The organism is Xanthomonas sp. NCPPB 4037, assembly GCF_041475695.2.
Classification (GTDB): Bacteria; Pseudomonadota; Gammaproteobacteria; order Xanthomonadales; family Xanthomonadaceae; genus Xanthomonas; species Xanthomonas campestris.
On the sequence record NZ_CM191261.1, the window covers coordinates 795,012 to 812,192 of the forward strand.

The window sequence follows — 17,181 nt, forward strand, 5'->3', positions numbered from 1 at the left end:
AAGGCGTCGGGTGGGGCGGGCGAGCGGATCGATCGATCCTGGCCTCGCCGGCGGTCCCTAAGGGAAACGGACGGCCGCATGCAGACCCGGCAAGTGTACGCCCGATTGGCGCGCTGCACAAAACTGTGTGATCGCGGTTGGGGAACGGGTCAGTTGTTTCAGTTGCAACCACCTGGCGCGGCAGGTCGTACAATCGGTGCTTCAGCCACAGCCGCAGGACGGTCATGAAGCTAGGTTCCCTGAAGGAAGGCGGCCGCGACGGCTGCTTGATCGTGGTCTCGCGTGACCTGACCAGCGCGGTGCGCGCTACCGGCATCGCGCCGACGCTGCAGCGCGCGCTGGAAGACTGGAGCAACGTGGCGCCGCGGCTGAACGCCCTGGCGGACTCCCTCGACGATGGCAGCGCCGATGGCGTGTTTGCGCTGGACATGCAGGCGCTGGCCGCGCCGCTGCCGCGCGCCTACGAGTTCGTCGATGGCAGCGCCTACCTGCCACACGTGGAGCGGGTGCGCCGCGCGCGCAACGCTGAAGTGCCCGAGAGCTTCTACACCGATCCGCTGATGTACCAGGCCACCAGCGCCGGCTTCTACGGCCCGCGCGATGTCATCAAGGTGATCAGCGAAGACCATGGCATCGATCTGGAAGCCGAATTGGTGGTCATCACCGACGATGTGCCGATGGGCGCCTCGCCTGAGCAGGCGGCTGCGCATATCCAGCTGATCGGCCTGGTCAACGATGTTTCACTGCGCAACCTGATCCCGGCCGAGCTCGCCAAGGGCTTTGGCTTTGTGCAGTCCAAGCCGCGCTCGGCGTTGTCGCCGGTGTTCGTCACCCCCGACGAGCTGGGCGAGGCGTGGCGCGACAACAAGGTGCATCTGCCGCTGGTGACGCATGTCAACGGCGCCTGGTTTGGCGCGCCCGAGGCCGGCCACGACATGCAGTTCGACTTTGCCCAGCTGATTGCGCATGCCGCCAAGACCCGTCCATTGTCGGCCGGCACCATTGTCGGATCCGGCACCATCGCCAACCAGGACACATCTTTGGGCGCCTCCTGCTTTGCCGAGCAGCGCGTGGTGGAGACCTTGCGCGATGGCAAGCCGAGCACGCCGTTCATGGTGTTCGGCGATGTGGTGCGGATCGAGATGATGGACGCGCAGGGCCACAGCATCTTTGGGGCGATCGAGCAGCGCGTCGAACGCCAGCCGCTGCCATGAACCAGGTGCCGATGTTCACGCACGCAGCAGGGCAGGGACAGGCATGAGCGCGCCCCTGGAGCTGTTTTCGTACTGGCGCTCCAGCGCCGCTTACCGCGTACGCATCGGGCTGCAGCTGAAGGCGCTGGCCTATGTCGCGCATCCGGTGCATCTGGTGCGCGATGGCGGCGAGCAACACGCCGCCGCCTACGCGCAACTCAACCCGCAGGAGCTGGTGCCGACGCTGCGGCACGGGCAGGTGGTGATCCCGCAGTCCCTGGCCATCCTCGAATATCTGGACGAGGCATTTGCGGACAGCGCGCCGCTGTTGCCGACCGGCCCCGCCGCGCGTGCGCGGGTGCGGGCGCTGGCACAGGTGATCGCTTGCGATGTGCATCCGCTCAACAACCTGCGTGTCACCCAGTTCCTGGAGCACACCTGGGACGTCTCGCCAGCGCAGCGCCATCACTGGACTGCGCACTGGATGCAGCAAGGGTTGGCAGCGCTGGAAACCCACCTGGCAGGCGACGCACATACCGGGCAGTTCTGCCACGGCGACACGCCGGGCCTGGCCGATTGCGTGCTGGTGCCGCAGCTCTACAACGCGCGCCGGTTCGCCGTGGAGTTGGCGCCGTATCCGACGCTGCAGCGGATCGAACAGGCCTGCCTGGCACTGCCGGCGTTCGATGCGGCGCGGCCGGAAACGCAGCCTGACGCGGCAGTCTAGACGCGGAGAATGCCGGTCGCATCTGCCGTTCGGGCAGCCTTCCGCAATGCGGGGGCGCAGAGCGATCGATGCGCGTGCGGCCGCTGATGCTCACGCCGGTCTACTGCAGGTTGCTGATCTGCGGCAGCGCTGCAGGGCCCTTGCCCGCCCACCATCGCGGGACACGCCGCAAGTACGTCCGTGTAGGACCTTACGCGGCATCCATGCTGCGTAAGGTCCCGCGACGGTGGGCGGGCAAGGACCAGTCAAGATGGTCGGTGCGCGTAGCTATTCTCAAAGCAACCAGCAGACTTTCTGGTGCGGTGTCCTCGCCGCTCGCGGGACCATGTGGCGGCATGGATGCCGCCACTGAGCCTCCACGGAAGGATTCACGGCGTGTCCCGCGAGCGGTGAGGGCACCGCGCCCTCGACCGACCAGGCGTTTTGCTCTGGACTTCTCACTGCATCCAGCAAGATGCGACCAATAAAACCACTGCGCTCACCGCCAGGCAGGCGCACGCTACATTTTGTTGGTCGTTCTAAATAAACCCATGGCTGATCTTCGGCGCCGAGGCCGACTCGTAGTCGGCATACGGATCGTGCTCGCCGGAGCCGCCTTCGGAAAGACGGAATTTCAGCGCCAGGCCGTCGCGCGAGTCGGCCGCGCGCAGCGCTTCCTCCTGCTCGATCTCGCCGGTCTTGACCATCCGGAACAGGCACTGGTCGAAGGTCTGCATGCCTTCTTCCAGCGACTCCTCCATTGCCTGCTTGACCTCGTGCACCTGCCCGCGACGTAGCAGGTCGCGGATCATCGGCGTGTTGAGCAGCACCTCGGTGGCCGGGCGGCGGCGCCCGTCCAGGCCTTTGACCAGGCGCTGGGACACCACCGCGCGCAAATTCAGCGCCAGGTTCATCAGCACGTTCTTGTGCGCACTTTCCGGGAAGAAGTTGAGGATGCGCTCGATGGTCTGGTCGGCGTTGTTGGAGTGCAGCGTCGCCAGGCACAGGTGACCGGTTTCGGCGAAGGCGATCGCCGCCTCCATGGTTTCGGCGTCCAGGATCTCGCCGATCAGGATCACGTCGGGCGCCTCGCGCATCGCGTTCTTCAGCGCGCTCTGGAAGGCGTGCGTGTCCAGGCCCACCTCGCGCTGGTTCACGATCGACATCTTGTGCTTGTGCAGGTACTCGATCGGGTCCTCGATGGTGAGGATGTGCCCGGTCGTGGTGCTGTTGCGGTGGTCGATCATCGAGGCCAGCGAGGTCGACTTGCCCGAGCCGGTCGAACCAACCACCAGCACCAGCCCGCGCGGGGTCATGATGACGTCCTTGAGCACCTGCGGCAGGTTGAGCTCCTCGATGCTCGGGATCCGGCTGCGGATGGCACGGATCACCATGCCCACTTCGCCGCGCTGCTTGAACACGTTCACGCGGAAGCGCCCGGCGTCGGGCAGGGCGATGGCCATGTTGAGTTCCAGCTCGCGCTCGAACTGCGGCACCTGGCCTTCGTCCATCAATGAGTAAGCGATTTTCTTGACCATCCCCGGCGGCAACCCCGTATTGCCGAGCGGGTAAAGCTTGCCTTCGATCTTGATGTACACCGGCGCGCCGGTGGTCAAGAACATGTCCGAGGCATTCTTTTCGGTCATCAGCTTCAGGAAGTAGCCGATATCCATGCGCAATGGTTCCCCAACAAACAGCAGCGTCTCGTTGCAAGTCCGCCGCAGGCTTCCGACAATGGCCGTGCTCGAGACTTCTCGCTACGGCTCCCCTAATGACGGCTAGCTTCGCATACTTGCGGCGATCCCTGTATGGCATCGCCTGTTTCATGGTTCTCTCCGCTCCCGCCGCCGCCCAGGTGGCGCCGGAGCTCACTGCCGCCGAACAGGCCGTGCAACGCGCCACCCAGGCCGATGCCGACCAATACGCCCCTGATCTGGTCAATCTGGCCCGCCAGGAACTGATGCAGGCCCAGCAGGCGCAACTGGACAAGCGCCAGCGCAAGCAGGTGCCACAGATCGCCCTGCGCGCCGCCGCCGATGCCGACCTGGCCAAGGCACGCAGCGAAGAGGCGGTGGTCAGCGCCCAGCTGGAGCAACGCCGCAAGGAAGTGGCGCAACTGCAGAACAGCCTCAACACCGGGGAGGGCGGCCGATGAAACTGCGTCCCTTCCTCTATATCGGTGTGCTGAGCCTGGCCACGCTGCCGTCGCTGGCGATGGCGGCCAAGGACGACCCGCAGGCCGATGCGCTCAACCGCCGGCTGGCTGTGTTGCAGAACGGTCCGCAGACCAGTGACCTGGCCCGCTACGAGCGCCTGCAGGCGCAACAGACCGTGGCGGCCCTGGCCGAAGCCAAGCGCCGCGACCGCGATGAGCTGGTGTTCCTGGCCGACCGCCGGGTCGAGATTGCCGAGCTCACCGCCCGCACCGCACTGGCCCGGCGCGAGCTGGACCGTCTGGAAGGCACCCGCAACGACTTGCTGATCGAAGCCAGCCGTCGCGATGCCTCCCGCGCCCGGCAGGAGGCCGAACGCCTGCGGGTGCAGGCGCAGATCCAGGCCGAGGAAGCCGAGCGCATGCGCCAGGCGGCCGAGCAGGAAACCCTGGCGCGCCAGGATGCCGAGCTGGCCCTGACCAGCGTGGCCGGCAAGCAGACCGCCAAGCTCAACGCGGCCCAGCAAAAGGCCCTGCAGCTCGCCCACGAAGAGGCCGAACTGGTGGCCGGGGCCAAGCTGCCGTCGTCCAAGGTCGATGGCCGCGGCGAAGTGTTCTCGCTCGGCAGCGACGCCTTTGGCGGCAAGACGGCTCTGGCCGGTGCCGGGTCCGGGCAGGCCAAAGCCCTGGCCGAGTACCTGCAGATCGGCAAGAAGGGCCGGGTCACCATCGTCGGCTACGACAGCGACGCGGCCACGGCCAAGAAGCGTGCCGAAGCGCTTCGCGATGCCCTGGTCGCCGGTGGCGTTGCCGCCGCGCGCTTGCAGGTCAGTGGCACCAAGGGCGCCGCCAGCAAGTCGCGTGCGGCTGAGGTCGTTGTGCTGCCGTAGGCCAAGTGGTTGAAGTTAAGGTCTTTTAACCGGCGGATGACGCCCGGTTGAACCGCGGTCACTGATTGACGCGGGGAACGGCAAAAGCAGCCGTTTCGGCCTTGAACGCCCCCCGCGACCGGCGTAGGGTCGTACCTCCAGGCAGCAACTCCGCCGCCTGGAAAAGTACGGAGGGCCGGGCCAGTGACGCAGAGGCACGCAGCGACGCAACACGGTGGAATGGTTGGTGGTGGTTCCGCCCATTTGTCGGCCTTTGCAACGCGTTGGTCTTCCATCCCCAAGCTGCGCCCCGTGCCTTCGCTGGCCGGGGCGTTCTTGTTTTAAGTGAAGGAGGTAACGCCATGTTCGAAGGGCAACCGCAGACCGAAATCGACGCATTGATGAAGTCCGATCCCGAGTTCAAGCAGCTCTACCAACGGCACAAGCTCTTGAACAAGAAATGCATGGATGCCGAACTCGGGGTGCTCCCGATCGACGACGTGACCTTAGGCCAGATGAAACGCGAGAAATTGCAGGCCAAAGAGAAACTCACCCGGATGTACGACCAACTCACGCACTGATCCTCTCCCACCGCTAAGAACAAGTTCACCGTCGCGGGCGGTGGCGGCCTCCTCGTCGGCTTGCCACCGTCCGCGTCGCCTTTTCTGGCAGCCGCTCGTTGCAGGGCAGGGCGTCGGATTTACACCCGTGTTCATCGGCGCGCTCAATCGCTTTCTGCCTGAATGAGCATTCCCCGGCGGTTCGTCGGATAATGACCGGTCTAGCCCGCGCGGCGCAGCGACGATATCCCGATGGCGATCCATTCCTCCGTACTCGAACTGATTGGCAATACGCCGATCGTCAAGGCCCAGCGCCTGGACACCGGTGTCTGCGAACTGTTCCTCAAGCTGGAGGCATCCAATCCGGGCGGCTCGATCAAGGACCGCATCGGCTTGTCGATGATCGAAGCGGCCGAGCAGCGCGGCGACCTGAAGCCCGGCGCCACCCTGGTGGAAGGCACGGCCGGCAACACTGGCCTGGGCCTGGCGCTGGTCGCGCAGCAGAAGGGCTACCGCTTGATCCTGGTGGTGCCGGACAAGATGAGCCGCGAGAAGATCTTCAATCTCAAGGCGATGGGCGCCGATGTGGTGCTGACCCGCTCGGACGTGGCCAAGGGGCACCCGGAGTATTACCAGGACCTGGCCGCCAAGATCGCCTCGGAGACCCCGGGCGCCTACTTCATCAATCAGTTCGGCAACCCGGACAACCCGGCCGCGCATGAGTTCGGTACCGGGCCGGAAATCCTGGCGCAGATGGATGGCCAGCTGGACGCGATCGTGTTCGGCTGCGGCAGCTCCGGCACCATGACCGGCCTGTCGCGCGCCTTCGCCACCGCTTCGCCGCAGACCGAGCTGGTGCTGGCCGATCCGGTGGGCTCGATCCTGACCCAGTACATCGAAGAGGGTACGGTGAGCGAGAAGTCTGGCAGCTGGTTGGTCGAAGGCATCGGCGAGGACTTCCTGCCGGATATCTCCGATTTCTCGCGGGTCAAGAAGGCCTATTCGATCAGCGATGCGGAAAGCTTCCACACCGCGCGCGAGCTGCTGGCCAAGGAGGGCATCCTCGGCGGCTCGTCCACTGGCACGCTGCTGGCCGCAGCGCTGAAGTACTGCCGCGAGCAGACCACGCCCAAGCGCGTGCTGGTGTTCGTCTGCGATACCGGCAACAAGTACCTGTCGAAGATGTACAACGACTACTGGATGCTGGACAACGGCTTCCTGGAGCGCGAACAACACGGCGACCTGCGTGACCTGATCCTGCGCCCGTACAACAAGCGCGACACCGTGGTGGTGGGTCCCAAGGACCTGCTGACCACCGCCTACCAGCGCATGAAGCTGTACGACGTCTCGCAGTTGCCGGTGATCGATAATGGCGAGCTGGTCGGCATCGTCGATGAGAGCGATGTGCTGCTGCATGTGTATGGCGACGAAGCACGGTTCCGCGACCCGATCTCCACTGCAATGGTCAGCAAGCTCGACCGTCTGGACGTGGCCTCGCCGATCGAAGCGCTGCTGCCGGTGTTCGATCGCGGCCAGGTCGCCATCGTCATGGACGGCAACCAGTTCCTGGGCCTGATTACCCGTATCGACCTGCTCAACTACCTGCGCCGCCGCGTGCAGTAATGCGTGCCGCCGCCGTGCGTGCTCGCATGAGACGCACGGCATGGGCCATTCAGGCCTGCTTGCTACAATCCGCCACTTTTTCCGGGAACCTCCATGTCCAACCGCACCGCAAACAGCCACGATGGCGAGCGCGCGCTGTCGCTCGCAACGCTGGCGATCCATGGTGGACAGTCGCCGGACCCCAGCACCGGGGCGGTGATGCCACCGATCTACGCGACGTCCACCTATGCGCAGTCCAGCCCGGGCGAGCATCAGGGCTTTGAGTACTCGCGGACCCACAACCCCACGCGTTTTGCCTACGAACGCTGTGTTGCCGTGCTGGAAGGCGGCACCCGCGGGTTTGCCTTCGCCTCCGGCATGGCCGCGACCTCCACGGTGATGGAATTGCTGGACGCCGGCAGCCACGTGGTGGCGACCGATGACCTGTACGGCGGCTCGTTCCGCCTGTTCGAGCGTGTGCGTCGCCGCACCGCCGGCCTGGACTTCAGTTTCGTCGACCTCACCGACCCGGCCGCGTTCGAGGCCGCGATCCGCCCGATCACCAAGATGGTCTGGATCGAAACCCCGACCAACCCGATGCTCAAGCTGATCGACATCGCCGCCATTGCGGCGATCGCGCGCAAGCACGGCCTGCTGGTGGTGGTGGACAACACCTTCGCCTCGCCGATGCTGCAGCGCCCGCTGGAGCTGGGCGCCGACCTGGTGGTGCATTCGGCCACCAAATACCTCAACGGCCACTCGGACATGGTGGGCGGCATCGCCGTGGTCGGCGAAAACGCCGACCTCGCCGAACAGATGGCCTTCCTGCAGAACTCGATCGGCGGCGTACAAGGCCCGTTCGACAGCTTCCTGGCCCTGCGCGGGCTCAAGACCCTGCCGCTGCGCATGCGCGCGCACTGCGAAAACGCGCTGGCCCTGGCGCAGTGGCTGGAGACCCACCCGGCGATCGAAAAAGTGATCTACCCAGGCCTGGCCTCGCACCCGCAGCACGCACTCGCCAAGCAGCAGATGTCCGGCTTCGGCGGCATCGTCTCGATCGTCCTCAAGGGCGGCTTCGAGGCAGCCAAGCGTTTCTGCGAAAAGACCGAACTGTTCACCCTGGCCGAATCGCTGGGCGGCGTGGAAAGTTTGGTCAATCATCCCGCCGTCATGACCCATGCCTCAATTCCCGTGGCCCGCCGCGAACAGCTTGGCATCAGCGATGCGCTGGTGCGGCTGAGTGTGGGGGTTGAGGATGTGGGGGATTTGCGGGGGGATTTGGAGCGTGCCCTTGAGGCGTCTCGTTCTTCATGACTGCGTCGCCGCAACGACAGGACGTGTTCGCGTATTGGCGGAGCGGGCTGGCCGGCCTTCGCCTGCAGTCGTGGGTACGCCAACAGTCCTGGTTGCAGCGTATCTATCGCGTTTTCCCGCAGCGTTGGCGCGACCGCGTCTCTTCCACGCTGTCAGCCCGCTCTTTGGTTCAAACGCGGTTTCAGCGCACCGCCGCCTGGGAGCTGCGCGCGAAAGGCGCTGACGCTTCCTTGCCGATGGACGCTGATTTTTCCGTCACCCGGATTCCATCGGTGGGGATCAACATTGTCGGCTATCTCCGTGGCGAATTCGGGCTGGCGGAGAGCGCAAGGATGTATGCACGTGCGCTGATCAGCGCGGGCGTTCCCCTGTCGTTGTATGACCTGGACATGGGGCTTGCGCACTCCTGGGACGACCGGAGTCTGGATGGTCTCATCGACCAGCGCATGCCGCACCAGGTCACCGTCGTCTTCGTCAACCCCGACTACCTCCAAGCCGCGTTCGAGAAGATCGGCCGGGCCCACATGGACGGGCATTACGTCATTGCGTGCTGGTTCTGGGAGCTTGAAGTGATTCCGCCAAGTTGGCTGAGTGCCATTGCGCTGGTGGACGAGATCATGGTGGCCTCACGATTCATCGAGGATGCGTTCCGCAGCGTGACCGACAAACCGATCATGCGACTTCCGCTGCCGCTGTCTGACCAGCCTGATAGCGGCTTGCAGAGACAGGACTTCGGGCTGGACCCGCAAACCTTCGTCTTTCTTTTCACTTTTGATTTCCACTCCTTCGTGGCCAGGAAAAATCCCCAGGCCGTGGTCAATGCATTCAGGCATGCGTTTCCCGACGATCGCAACGATGTGCGTCTGGTCGTGAAGTCGAGCAATGGGCACATGTACCCCGAACAGATGGCGGAACTCCTGAGCCTGGTCGCGGCTGACAAGCGGATTCTGCTGCGGGACGAGGTGATCGACAGGAGGCATGTGCGCGCGCTGCAGCGATGCTGTGACGTATATGTATCGCTGCATCGGGCCGAAGGCTTCGGGTTGGGGCTTGCCGAGTGCATGTCACTCGGTAAGCCGGTCATTGCAACGGGCTGGTCGGGCAACATGGAGTTCATGACGGACAGCAACTCCTGCCTCGTAGACTACGACCTGGTGCCGGTTGCGGGGCGATATCCGGAGTCGGATGGCGCGCGCTGGGCAGAGCCGAGCATCGCATCTGCCGCAGCTGCGATGCGTCGGCTTGCGGACGACCCGTTACAGGCGCGGCGGCTGGGCGAAGCAGCCAGGGCCGATATCTGCACAAGGCTTGCTCCCCGAAGCGTAGCGGAGCACCTGCTGGCAAGGGCTGCGAAGGTGGTCGCGTCAACGCACTGACGGCGACTGGTTTTGTCGATCCTGTGATGTAGCGATATGGGTACCCCGCTTCACCAAGGTAGTGAACACTTTCAGAGGTAGCAACGTTGGACATGATCCGGTCCGTATGGGCCTTCCGATACTTCATCCTGTCGTCGATCAGGAATGACCTGCGTCTGCGCTTCCTGCGCAGCAAACTCGGCGCATTGTGGATGATCATCCACCCGCTCATGCAGGTGCTGATCTTTGCGACGATTCTTTCCGAGGTGCTGGCCGCGAAGCTGCCAGGCGTCAATAACAAGTTTGCTTACGCCCTGTATCTGATGGCCGGAACGCTTTGCTGGACCCTGTTTGCCGAATGCATTGGCAAGTGTGTTTCATTGTTCGTGGATAACGGCAATCTGATGAAGAAGCAGGCCTTCCCGCGGATATGTCTCCCACTCATTGCTGGCGGCACCGTCATGGTGAACAACCTGCTGCTGTTCCTGGCAATCATCATCGTGTTCGCGATTCTGGGGCACACCTTGGGCCCGCAGGCAGCCTGGCTGCCGTTGCTGATGCTGCTGACGTTGGCTTTCGCGATGTCGATCGGATTGCTGCTCGGCGTCTTAAATGTCTTCGTGCGTGACATCGGGCAGGTCGTGCCGGTCGTTCTGCAGGCAATGTTCTGGGTGACGCCTATCGTTTACACCATCGATATCCTTCCCGCGCAGACCCAGGAACTCTTCAAGCTCAATCCGCTGTTCCCGCTTGTCAGCGCTTATCAGGGAGTACTTCTTTACGGGCGTTCCCCGGAGTGGATCGAGCTTGTCCCGCTCATGCTGGCGACCCTCGTCCTGTGTGTCCTGTCGTTGGTCGTTTTTCGCCGCGCGAGTGCCGAAATGGTGGATGCCCTATGAGCCCTGTGTTGATGGTTGAGGGGCTTGGGAAGTCCTACCGTGTCTGGGGTAGCGAGTGGCTACGCGCTGCCAGCTGGTTCGGGTTGAAGGTCAAGCCGCGAGAGGAGCACTGGGTTCTGCGGAATGTCGGGTTTTCGGTCGCTCCGGGTGAGTCGATCGGGATCATGGGGCGCAATGGTGCCGGAAAGAGCACATTGCTCAAGCTGATCACCGGTACCTCGCAACCTACCGAAGGACGCATCATCCGGCATGGCCGTATCGCCGCGATTCTCGAGCTCGGCATGGGTTTCAATCCGGACCTGAGTGGCCGGGAGAATGCCAGACATTCTGCCGGGCTCATGGGTTACACATTGGAACAAATCGACAAGGTATTGCCCGAGATACAGGAGTTTGCCGAGATCGGAGAGTACTTCGATGAGCCGGTACGCACCTACTCAAGCGGTATGCAGGTGCGCGTCGCGTTTGCGGTGGCCACCGCATTTCGGCCCGATGTACTCATCGTCGACGAAGCATTGTCGGTGGGCGATGCGTATTTTCAGGCGAAGTGCTTCAAGCGCATCCAGTCTTACAAGGACGAGGGCATGACGCTCATCCTCGTCAGTCACGCGGTCGGAGATGTCGTCAAACACTGCGATCGTGCCATTTTGATCAAGGACGGTAGCGTGCATGCCGATGGGCCCTCGCGTGAGGTCTCCAACCTTTATCTGGACGAGTTGTTCGGCAAGAAGCCTGCATCGCTTCAGGTACAGGCCGACGATGCACCAGGCCAGATGCACGCTGGCGATGAGGATATCTTTCATACGCGCCCTTACTACAATGCCGGTGAACATCGCTGGGGGCAGGGCGGTGCGCGAATACTCGATTATGTCGTTGTCAGCGGCGGGGAGGAGTTTCCTGCTCGCGTAGAGAGCGGTGCCAGGACGGTGTTTTACGTCAAGATCACCTTCGATCAGGATTTTGACAGTGTAGTGCCCGGGTTTTTGATTAAAACCCTCGAGGGTCTATTCCTCTACGGCACCAACTCCTTCCTTTCCAGTGAGGGGCGGTCCGGGATTTCGGTAAAAGCGGGACAGGTCATCGTCTGCAAGTTCAGCATGCCTCTCGACCTCAATGAAGCGAACTATCTGGTCTCGCTCGGCATTTCCAGTGGTGACCCGCTTGTGGAATTGACGCCGCTGGATCGTCGTTACGACGCCATCGTGCTGAACGTCGCAAGAGGGATGCAATTCTGGGGGATGATGGACCTCAAGGCCGATTTCGAAATCGTAGAAGCGTTGTCATGACGGCGTCAGGATCTACCATCACATCAGAGAACATCAGTCATGACTGAAACAATGCATCTTGGCGCGCGCGTGGCCGCTCTTCCTGAGAAATATCAGCCGATTTTCGGACACCCCGAGCTTTCGGAGGGAAGTTCGCGCGGCTGCGAAGACAGGTTTGTGCTGATTCGCGAATGTGCGCAAAGGCTCCAGGGAGAGCTTGGTCGCCCACTGCGGGTGCTGGATCTCGGCTGCGCCCAGGGATTTTTTTCATTGAGCCTGGCGGCCGAGGGGCATCAGGTCCACGGTGTGGATTTTCTGGATCTCAATGTCGATGTGTGTCAGGCGTTGGCCCAGGAGCACCCGACGTTCGCTGCGTCATTCGAGCACGGGACCGTGGAAGATGTTATCGCGCGGCTTGATCCAGACCAGTACGACCTTGTCCTGGGGCTGAGTGTCTTCCATCATCTTGTGCATTCCCAGGGAATTGCGCGGGTGGCGGGATTATGCCGCAAGCTCTCCGAGGTCACCGACGCCGGGATCTTCGAGCTGGCATTGCGTGAGGAACCCCTGTATTGGGGGCCGTCGCTGCCGCACGACCCCGCAGAGTTGTTGACCGATTATGCTTTCACCAGATTGCTGGCGAGGCAGGCAACTCACTTGTCTTCTATTTCCAGGCCGCTGTACTTTGCCAGCAGCAAGTTCTGGTACGTGGGCGAGGCTGTCGGCAGGTTCAGTTCCTGGTCGGGCGAGTCGCATGCCTATGGACGCGGAACGCACCAGTACAGCAGGCGCTATTATTTCGGCGACAAGGTGTTCGTCAAGAAAATGACGATGGGCATCGGTGGGCGCGCCGAAATCAATTGGCAGGAATTCAATAACGAGGTCGAGTTTCTCAGAAATCCTCCTGCATCGTATCCCGTACCACGGCTGATTGCGGCCTTGGACGATGCATCGGATTTGTTCCTCGTCAGGGAGATGTCCAGCGGACGCCTGCTTTCGGAGTTGATCGACGACGGCTCGCCCTACGATCCGGACAAAGTAGTGTCCGAATTGCTTGAGCAATTGGTAATGCTCGAGCGCGTGGGTCTTTATCACAATGACGTGCGTTGCTGGAATGTTCTGATTTCGCAGGAAGGCAAGGCCATTCTGATCGACTACGGCGCCATTTCTGCCGAAGCCACCGATTGCTCCTGGCTTGGCGACTTGTTGTTGTCCTTCCTGATTACGATCAAGGAGATCCTGCAACGTCGCATTGTTCCGGCCAGTCCCGGTCGGGAGCCGGCTTTGGACTTCATGACGCTTCCTCCTCGTTATCGCAATGCCTTCATCCAGGCATTTGGGGGAGACCAGGCACGCTGGACGTTTGCAGAGCTGCAAGAGTGCCTGGCGCGCTCTGAACCGGTTGCATTGCATGCGCCCGAGTGGACATCGCTTTACAGCCACATGCAACAGGCGTTGCTGAGCTACAACACGCGCCTTGGCGCCCTCTATACGCAGAACGAGCATGACCGTGTTGAGCTTGCGGCACGCGCATCCTTGATTGAGCGCCTGCAGGTGGGTGCTCAGCAGGCCCAGGACAAACTTGCAACCCTTCAGCTGGAAGCAGAGACGGCCGATAACCGCTACCGCGATCTGGAAAAGGTGAGTAGCGAACTGCAGGAGTGGGCAAAAGATCTGGAAAAGCGCACTGCCGAAGCCGAGGACAGGGAGAAACAGCTCAACAAGGGCATGGCCGATCGGGAGGCCGAGAACGCAAGGCTCGTCTCGCAGATTTCGGTGCTCGAGTCCGAGCTGGAAGAGCGTCAACGCGTTCGTGAACTGTCGGAACTGCTTGCCGCTGACCTCAGTCGACTGGTCGAAGAGCGCGATGGTATGCAGGTCAGCATGTCGGAGATGGAGCGCGTCAACACGCAGCAGCAGTCAACCATCGACGAACTGCAGGCGAAAATTGTTTCTCTGGTTCAGCGCGTCAATAGGTCGGAGACTGCCGGCGCCGCGGACGCACGCAGGGTGAAGGAGCTGCAGCTGGATCTGTCCCATCGCTTGCAGGCCCTCGAGGACGCACGTAGCCGCATTCGTGAACTTGAGTTGGCAGTGGATATGCTGGAGGGCCAGATCGGAGAGCTTCATACGAGCCGCTCATGGCGTGTGACAGCACCTTTGAGATGGGTCACCATGAAGGTGACCAAGCGTGGCGGACCTCTCGTGGTTCATGCACCGCAGCGGCTGGAGCGCACAGAGCCTGTGCTTGCGGAGGATGAGGTGGTAACGCCCGCCGATGTGGCCATCGACAAGCAGCTGGCAGCGCTGGATCAGTTGGGTAGCCGGATCAGGAAATCGAAGAAATAAGGACAGGGATTGCCATGTACCGGCAAGGACATCATGAAGGGGAATGTAAGTGAAGAGAGTTATTGTGCTTGGCGCGCAAGTGCCGTTTGTCAGAGGCGGTGCGGAGCTGCTCAACGAAGAGCTTGTCAAGCAGATCAATCTGTGGGGAAAGCAGCGCCAGGTCGTCGCAGAACTGGTGCAGCTACCCTATAAGTGGTATCCAGAAACAGAAATTCTGTCTTCCATGCTGGCATGGAGGTTATTGAATTTGAACGAAAGCAATGGGCAGAAAATCGATCTGTGCATTTGCACCAAGTACCCGACGTATGCGGCCTCGCATACCAACAAGGCGCTTTGGCTGGTGCATCAGCATCGAGTGCTTTATGACCTGGAACGCACGCGCTTCGATCAGCCCCACCTGACCGCGAAGGATTCGGCGGTGCGTGACGCCCTGCGGGCGTCCGATCGGGAGCTGCTGGCGGAGATCGAGCCTCGGTATACCATTTCTCAAACAGTTACCGATCGGCTGCAGCAATACAGCGGTCTGGGCTCGGAGGTTCTCTATCCGCCGTCCAAGCTGGCGCCATTCATCACCTCGGGAGACTACGGCGACTACGTGCTGTGTATCGGTCGTCTTGAGGTGATGAAGCGTCCCGACCTGCTGATCCGGGCCGCGAAGCATGTCCCCCATGCCAAGGTTGTCATCGCCGGAACCGGTGCCAGCGAGTATGCCCTCTCTCTGGCACCGCTGATCCGCGAGCTGGGCCTGACGGATCGCGTCGAGCTTGCAGGTTTCGTGGAAGACGAGAAGCTGCTTGAGCTGATTGCCAACTGCCGTGCGGTCTTCTACTCGCCGGTGGATGAGGATTACGGTTTTGCGACGCTGGAAAGCTTCGCCGCCTACAAGCCGGTCATTACGGTGAACGATAGCGGTGAGGTTGGCAGGATCGTCGAGTCCACCGGTAGCGGTTGGGTCACAAGTCCTACACCGGAGGCGATCGCTGAAAGCCTGCTCGATTGTTATGCGAAAGGACCGGCGCAACTGCGTGCATTGGCTGAGGCTGGTCAGCACATGAGTACTTCCATTACCTGGGATCGCGTGATAAGCAATCTGGTGGAGAGCCGGCTTTGAGTACGCCGTTTCGCGTCGCGATGGTCGGGCCGCATCCTCCCGAGCGCTCAGGCATTGCAGAGTACACGGCAGGCCTGTCGAACCTGCTGCGAGATCAAGGGCTGCAGGTCGATGCGATTGCCCATGCCGATCTCGTTAGCCTCGGGGTGAACGACACCGTCCGCAGACTGCGTGAAGCGGATGCGATCGTTTACCAGATGGGTAACCATCCAGCATTCCATGGATGGATGCTTCCGTTGATGGCGGCAGCGCCGGGAATCGTGCATCTGCACGACCTTGTATTGCATCATATGGCTGCTGGAGTTCTGAACGAGGAAGGCCGCCTTCTCAACGGCGACTATTTCAATCTGCTGGAAAAGTGGTATTCCAGCACTGATGTCAGAACCGCCAAACTGGCGCTTCGTAGCGGATCGCCTGTCTGGAATCGCGAAGATGTGGTGCGTTTCCCGCTGCATCAAGTGGCTACCAAGCTGGCCATTGAGGTAGTGGTGCACTCCCGATATGCAGCCGATCAAATCGACAAGGACTTTCCCTGGCTCCCAGTGACGGTGGTGCCGCAGTTGTACCCGACGGTTGCTCAGCATCGCATACGTGGCAATCTGCGCACCATCGCGTTGCTGGGCGGTGGGCATACGAATCGTCGCTTCGATTGGATTGTGCAGGCGCTGTCGGCGATCGACTACGAGCTGAATGGCCCGATTACGTTGGAAATCGCTGGGCAGGTAGAGGCAGCCGTACTCGATCAGCTGGAGGGTATTGCAGGTCTGCGCAACGTGCAGCTAATCAATCATGGTCATCTCGACGACGATCAGTTCAGTAAGGTATTCGAGCGTGCGGATCTGATGATTGCCCTGCGCCAGCCAACGATGGGCGAGGCTTCGGCTGTCGTATGCAAAGCGATGCAGGCGGGCCTCCCCGTCATCGTATCGGATCACGGTTGGTATGCAGAGCTGCCCGCTTCGGTAAAAAAAGTCGCGCCGGATGAAGGATGCCCGGACGCTCTGGCAGCGTTGCTGCGTCAATTGACGCTCGACCCTGCAACCTATGCCGCTTGGGCCGAAGAGTGTTCCGATGCATCAGGACGGCTGGCGCTTGATCCTTATGCCGCCGCTGAAGGATATGCGCGGCTGCTGAGACGCCATCGGATTGTTTCGGATTTCAAGGACTGTGTGGCTGATGCGGTCGCAAGCCTGAAGGTCGACATCGATTCTCCGCTTGCCGAGGAGCTGCATCGAATCGACGCGCTGAGCAGCCTGCGCGGGGATCGCTGGGTTAACCCAGCCCTGGCAGCATTGAAGGATCAGGAGCTGGATTCGCATGCGCGTGTGGTTGGGGCAACAGTGGGACCCTATCCCTACAGTGAGCCGTTGCCGGAAGAGGCCTTTCAGGGGCAGGCTGCTGTTGCTGAGCAGGAGGTGCTGGTTGCCGAGCCGTCCAGCATAATCTCCTTGCGTGTCGAATTGACCAACAACAGCGAATACTCCTGGTTCAGTCCGCTCGGTCACGCATTGCGGCCGTTCGGCATTTATCTTGGACACTTCTGGGTTAATGCCGAAACACCGACGGCGGTAGCCGAACAACCTCGCCATTTTATTCACGATGCGGTCGCGCCGATGTCTTCTGCAGTTCACGATTTCACAGTCCGTGCTCCGGCAGTCGCAGGTGACTACTACCTGGAGATTGATCTAGTCCAGGAGTCGGTCTGCTGGTTCAAAAGCCGTGGCTTTTCACCGGCCCGACTTCTCATTCGAGTAGAAGCCGCTCAATAATGAGCGGCGTGCTCATCCATCACAGGTCCTTATCCATGAA

Annotated in this window: 14 protein-coding genes; 13 read left to right on the forward strand and 1 reads right to left on the reverse strand. The window is 61.7% G+C overall.

What is annotated here, in order from left to right; genetic code table 11:
• Nucleotides 1-224 precede the first annotated feature (224 nt).
• Complete coding sequence (locus ACCQ01_RS03560) at nucleotides 225-1,214, forward strand: fumarylacetoacetate hydrolase family protein (RefSeq protein WP_228431473.1); 990 nt, start codon at nucleotides 225-227, stop codon at nucleotides 1,212-1,214.
• A 43-nt stretch (nucleotides 1,215-1,257) separates the two neighbouring features.
• On the forward strand, nucleotides 1,258-1,920 hold the full coding sequence (maiA, locus tag ACCQ01_RS03565) for a maleylacetoacetate isomerase (protein ID WP_115000049.1): 663 nt from the start codon (nucleotides 1,258-1,260) through the stop codon (nucleotides 1,918-1,920).
• 518 nt (nucleotides 1,921-2,438) lie between these two features.
• On the opposite strand, the gene ACCQ01_RS03570 is transcribed toward maiA, so the two are convergent.
• Nucleotides 2,439-3,572, reverse strand: a complete 1,134-nt coding sequence (locus ACCQ01_RS03570) for a PilT/PilU family type 4a pilus ATPase (protein WP_115000054.1) — start codon at nucleotides 3,570-3,572, stop codon at nucleotides 2,439-2,441.
• Nucleotides 3,573-3,670: 98 nt separating this feature from the next.
• Here ACCQ01_RS03570 and ACCQ01_RS03575 point away from each other — a divergent pair, with 98 nt between their 5' ends.
• The 11 genes from ACCQ01_RS03575 to ACCQ01_RS03625 all read left to right on the forward strand — a co-directional run bounded on the left by ACCQ01_RS03575 (nucleotide 3,671) and on the right by ACCQ01_RS03625 (nucleotide 17,141).
• Complete coding sequence (locus tag ACCQ01_RS03575; protein WP_011035838.1) at nucleotides 3,671-4,054, forward strand: DUF4398 domain-containing protein; 384 nt, start codon at nucleotides 3,671-3,673, stop codon at nucleotides 4,052-4,054.
• A complete protein-coding gene (locus ACCQ01_RS03580) occupies nucleotides 4,051-4,941 on the forward strand; it encodes a coiled-coil domain-containing protein (protein WP_228431474.1) in 891 nt (296 codons plus the stop codon). The genes ACCQ01_RS03575 and ACCQ01_RS03580 overlap by 4 nt, the downstream gene beginning before the upstream one ends.
• 341 nt (nucleotides 4,942-5,282) lie before the next feature.
• Nucleotides 5,283-5,501 carry an HP1242/YdcH family protein gene (locus tag ACCQ01_RS03585; RefSeq protein WP_019237985.1) on the forward strand — a complete coding sequence of 73 codons (219 nt, stop codon included), beginning with the start codon at nucleotides 5,283-5,285 and terminating at the stop codon, nucleotides 5,499-5,501.
• Between the two features lie 231 nt (nucleotides 5,502-5,732).
• On the forward strand, nucleotides 5,733-7,103 hold the full coding sequence (locus ACCQ01_RS03590) for a pyridoxal-phosphate dependent enzyme (protein WP_011035841.1): 1,371 nt from the start codon (nucleotides 5,733-5,735) through the stop codon (nucleotides 7,101-7,103).
• A 93-nt stretch (nucleotides 7,104-7,196) separates the two neighbouring features.
• The gene (locus ACCQ01_RS03595) at nucleotides 7,197-8,396 is read left to right on the forward strand and encodes a cystathionine gamma-synthase (protein ID WP_228431475.1); all 1,200 of its coding nucleotides are present in this window, start codon (nucleotides 7,197-7,199) and stop codon (nucleotides 8,394-8,396) included.
• Nucleotides 8,393-9,772 (forward strand): glycosyltransferase family 4 protein, encoded by a 1,380-nt coding sequence (locus tag ACCQ01_RS03600; protein WP_372358855.1) that lies wholly within the window; start codon nucleotides 8,393-8,395, stop codon nucleotides 9,770-9,772. Before ACCQ01_RS03595 ends, ACCQ01_RS03600 begins: the two co-directional genes overlap by 4 nt.
• A gap of 92 nt (nucleotides 9,773-9,864) precedes the next feature.
• Complete coding sequence (locus ACCQ01_RS03605) at nucleotides 9,865-10,650, forward strand: ABC transporter permease (RefSeq protein WP_043922091.1); 786 nt, start codon at nucleotides 9,865-9,867, stop codon at nucleotides 10,648-10,650.
• On the forward strand, nucleotides 10,647-11,933 hold the full coding sequence (locus ACCQ01_RS03610) for an ABC transporter ATP-binding protein (protein WP_228431477.1): 1,287 nt from the start codon (nucleotides 10,647-10,649) through the stop codon (nucleotides 11,931-11,933). Before ACCQ01_RS03605 ends, ACCQ01_RS03610 begins: the two co-directional genes overlap by 4 nt.
• Before the next feature lie 39 nt (nucleotides 11,934-11,972).
• A complete protein-coding gene (locus tag ACCQ01_RS03615) occupies nucleotides 11,973-14,261 on the forward strand; it encodes a methyltransferase domain-containing protein (RefSeq protein ID WP_228431478.1) in 2,289 nt (762 codons plus the stop codon).
• Nucleotides 14,262-14,310: 49 nt separating this feature from the next.
• A complete protein-coding gene (locus tag ACCQ01_RS03620) occupies nucleotides 14,311-15,372 on the forward strand; it encodes a glycosyltransferase family 4 protein (RefSeq protein WP_228431479.1) in 1,062 nt (353 codons plus the stop codon).
• A gap of 20 nt (nucleotides 15,373-15,392) precedes the next feature.
• The gene (locus ACCQ01_RS03625) at nucleotides 15,393-17,141 is read left to right on the forward strand and encodes a glycosyltransferase (RefSeq protein ID WP_228431625.1); all 1,749 of its coding nucleotides are present in this window, start codon (nucleotides 15,393-15,395) and stop codon (nucleotides 17,139-17,141) included.
• The last annotated feature ends 40 nt before the right edge of the window (nucleotides 17,142-17,181 follow it).

Coding starts and splice junctions, on each gene's coding strand:
- ACCQ01_RS03585 (WP_019237985.1), top strand. CDS start 5,283: ATGTTCGAAGGGCAACCGCAGACCGAAATCGACGCATTGATGAAGTCC.
- ACCQ01_RS03615 (WP_228431478.1), top strand. CDS start 11,973: ATGACTGAAACAATGCATCTTGGCGCGCGCGTGGCCGCTCTTCCTGAG.
- ACCQ01_RS03595 (WP_228431475.1), top strand. CDS start 7,197: ATGTCCAACCGCACCGCAAACAGCCACGATGGCGAGCGCGCGCTGTCG.
- ACCQ01_RS03605 (WP_043922091.1), top strand. CDS start 9,865: ATGATCCGGTCCGTATGGGCCTTCCGATACTTCATCCTGTCGTCGATC.
- ACCQ01_RS03610 (WP_228431477.1), top strand. CDS start 10,647: ATGAGCCCTGTGTTGATGGTTGAGGGGCTTGGGAAGTCCTACCGTGTC.
- ACCQ01_RS03570 (WP_115000054.1), bottom strand. CDS start 3,572: ATGGATATCGGCTACTTCCTGAAGCTGATGACCGAAAAGAATGCCTCG.
- ACCQ01_RS03575 (WP_011035838.1), top strand. CDS start 3,671: ATGACGGCTAGCTTCGCATACTTGCGGCGATCCCTGTATGGCATCGCC.
- ACCQ01_RS03560 (WP_228431473.1), top strand. CDS start 225: ATGAAGCTAGGTTCCCTGAAGGAAGGCGGCCGCGACGGCTGCTTGATC.
- ACCQ01_RS03580 (WP_228431474.1), top strand. CDS start 4,051: ATGAAACTGCGTCCCTTCCTCTATATCGGTGTGCTGAGCCTGGCCACG.
- ACCQ01_RS03625 (WP_228431625.1), top strand. CDS start 15,393: ATGGTCGGGCCGCATCCTCCCGAGCGCTCAGGCATTGCAGAGTACACG.
- ACCQ01_RS03600 (WP_372358855.1), top strand. CDS start 8,393: ATGACTGCGTCGCCGCAACGACAGGACGTGTTCGCGTATTGGCGGAGC.
- maiA (WP_115000049.1), top strand. CDS start 1,258: ATGAGCGCGCCCCTGGAGCTGTTTTCGTACTGGCGCTCCAGCGCCGCT.
- ACCQ01_RS03590 (WP_011035841.1), top strand. CDS start 5,733: ATGGCGATCCATTCCTCCGTACTCGAACTGATTGGCAATACGCCGATC.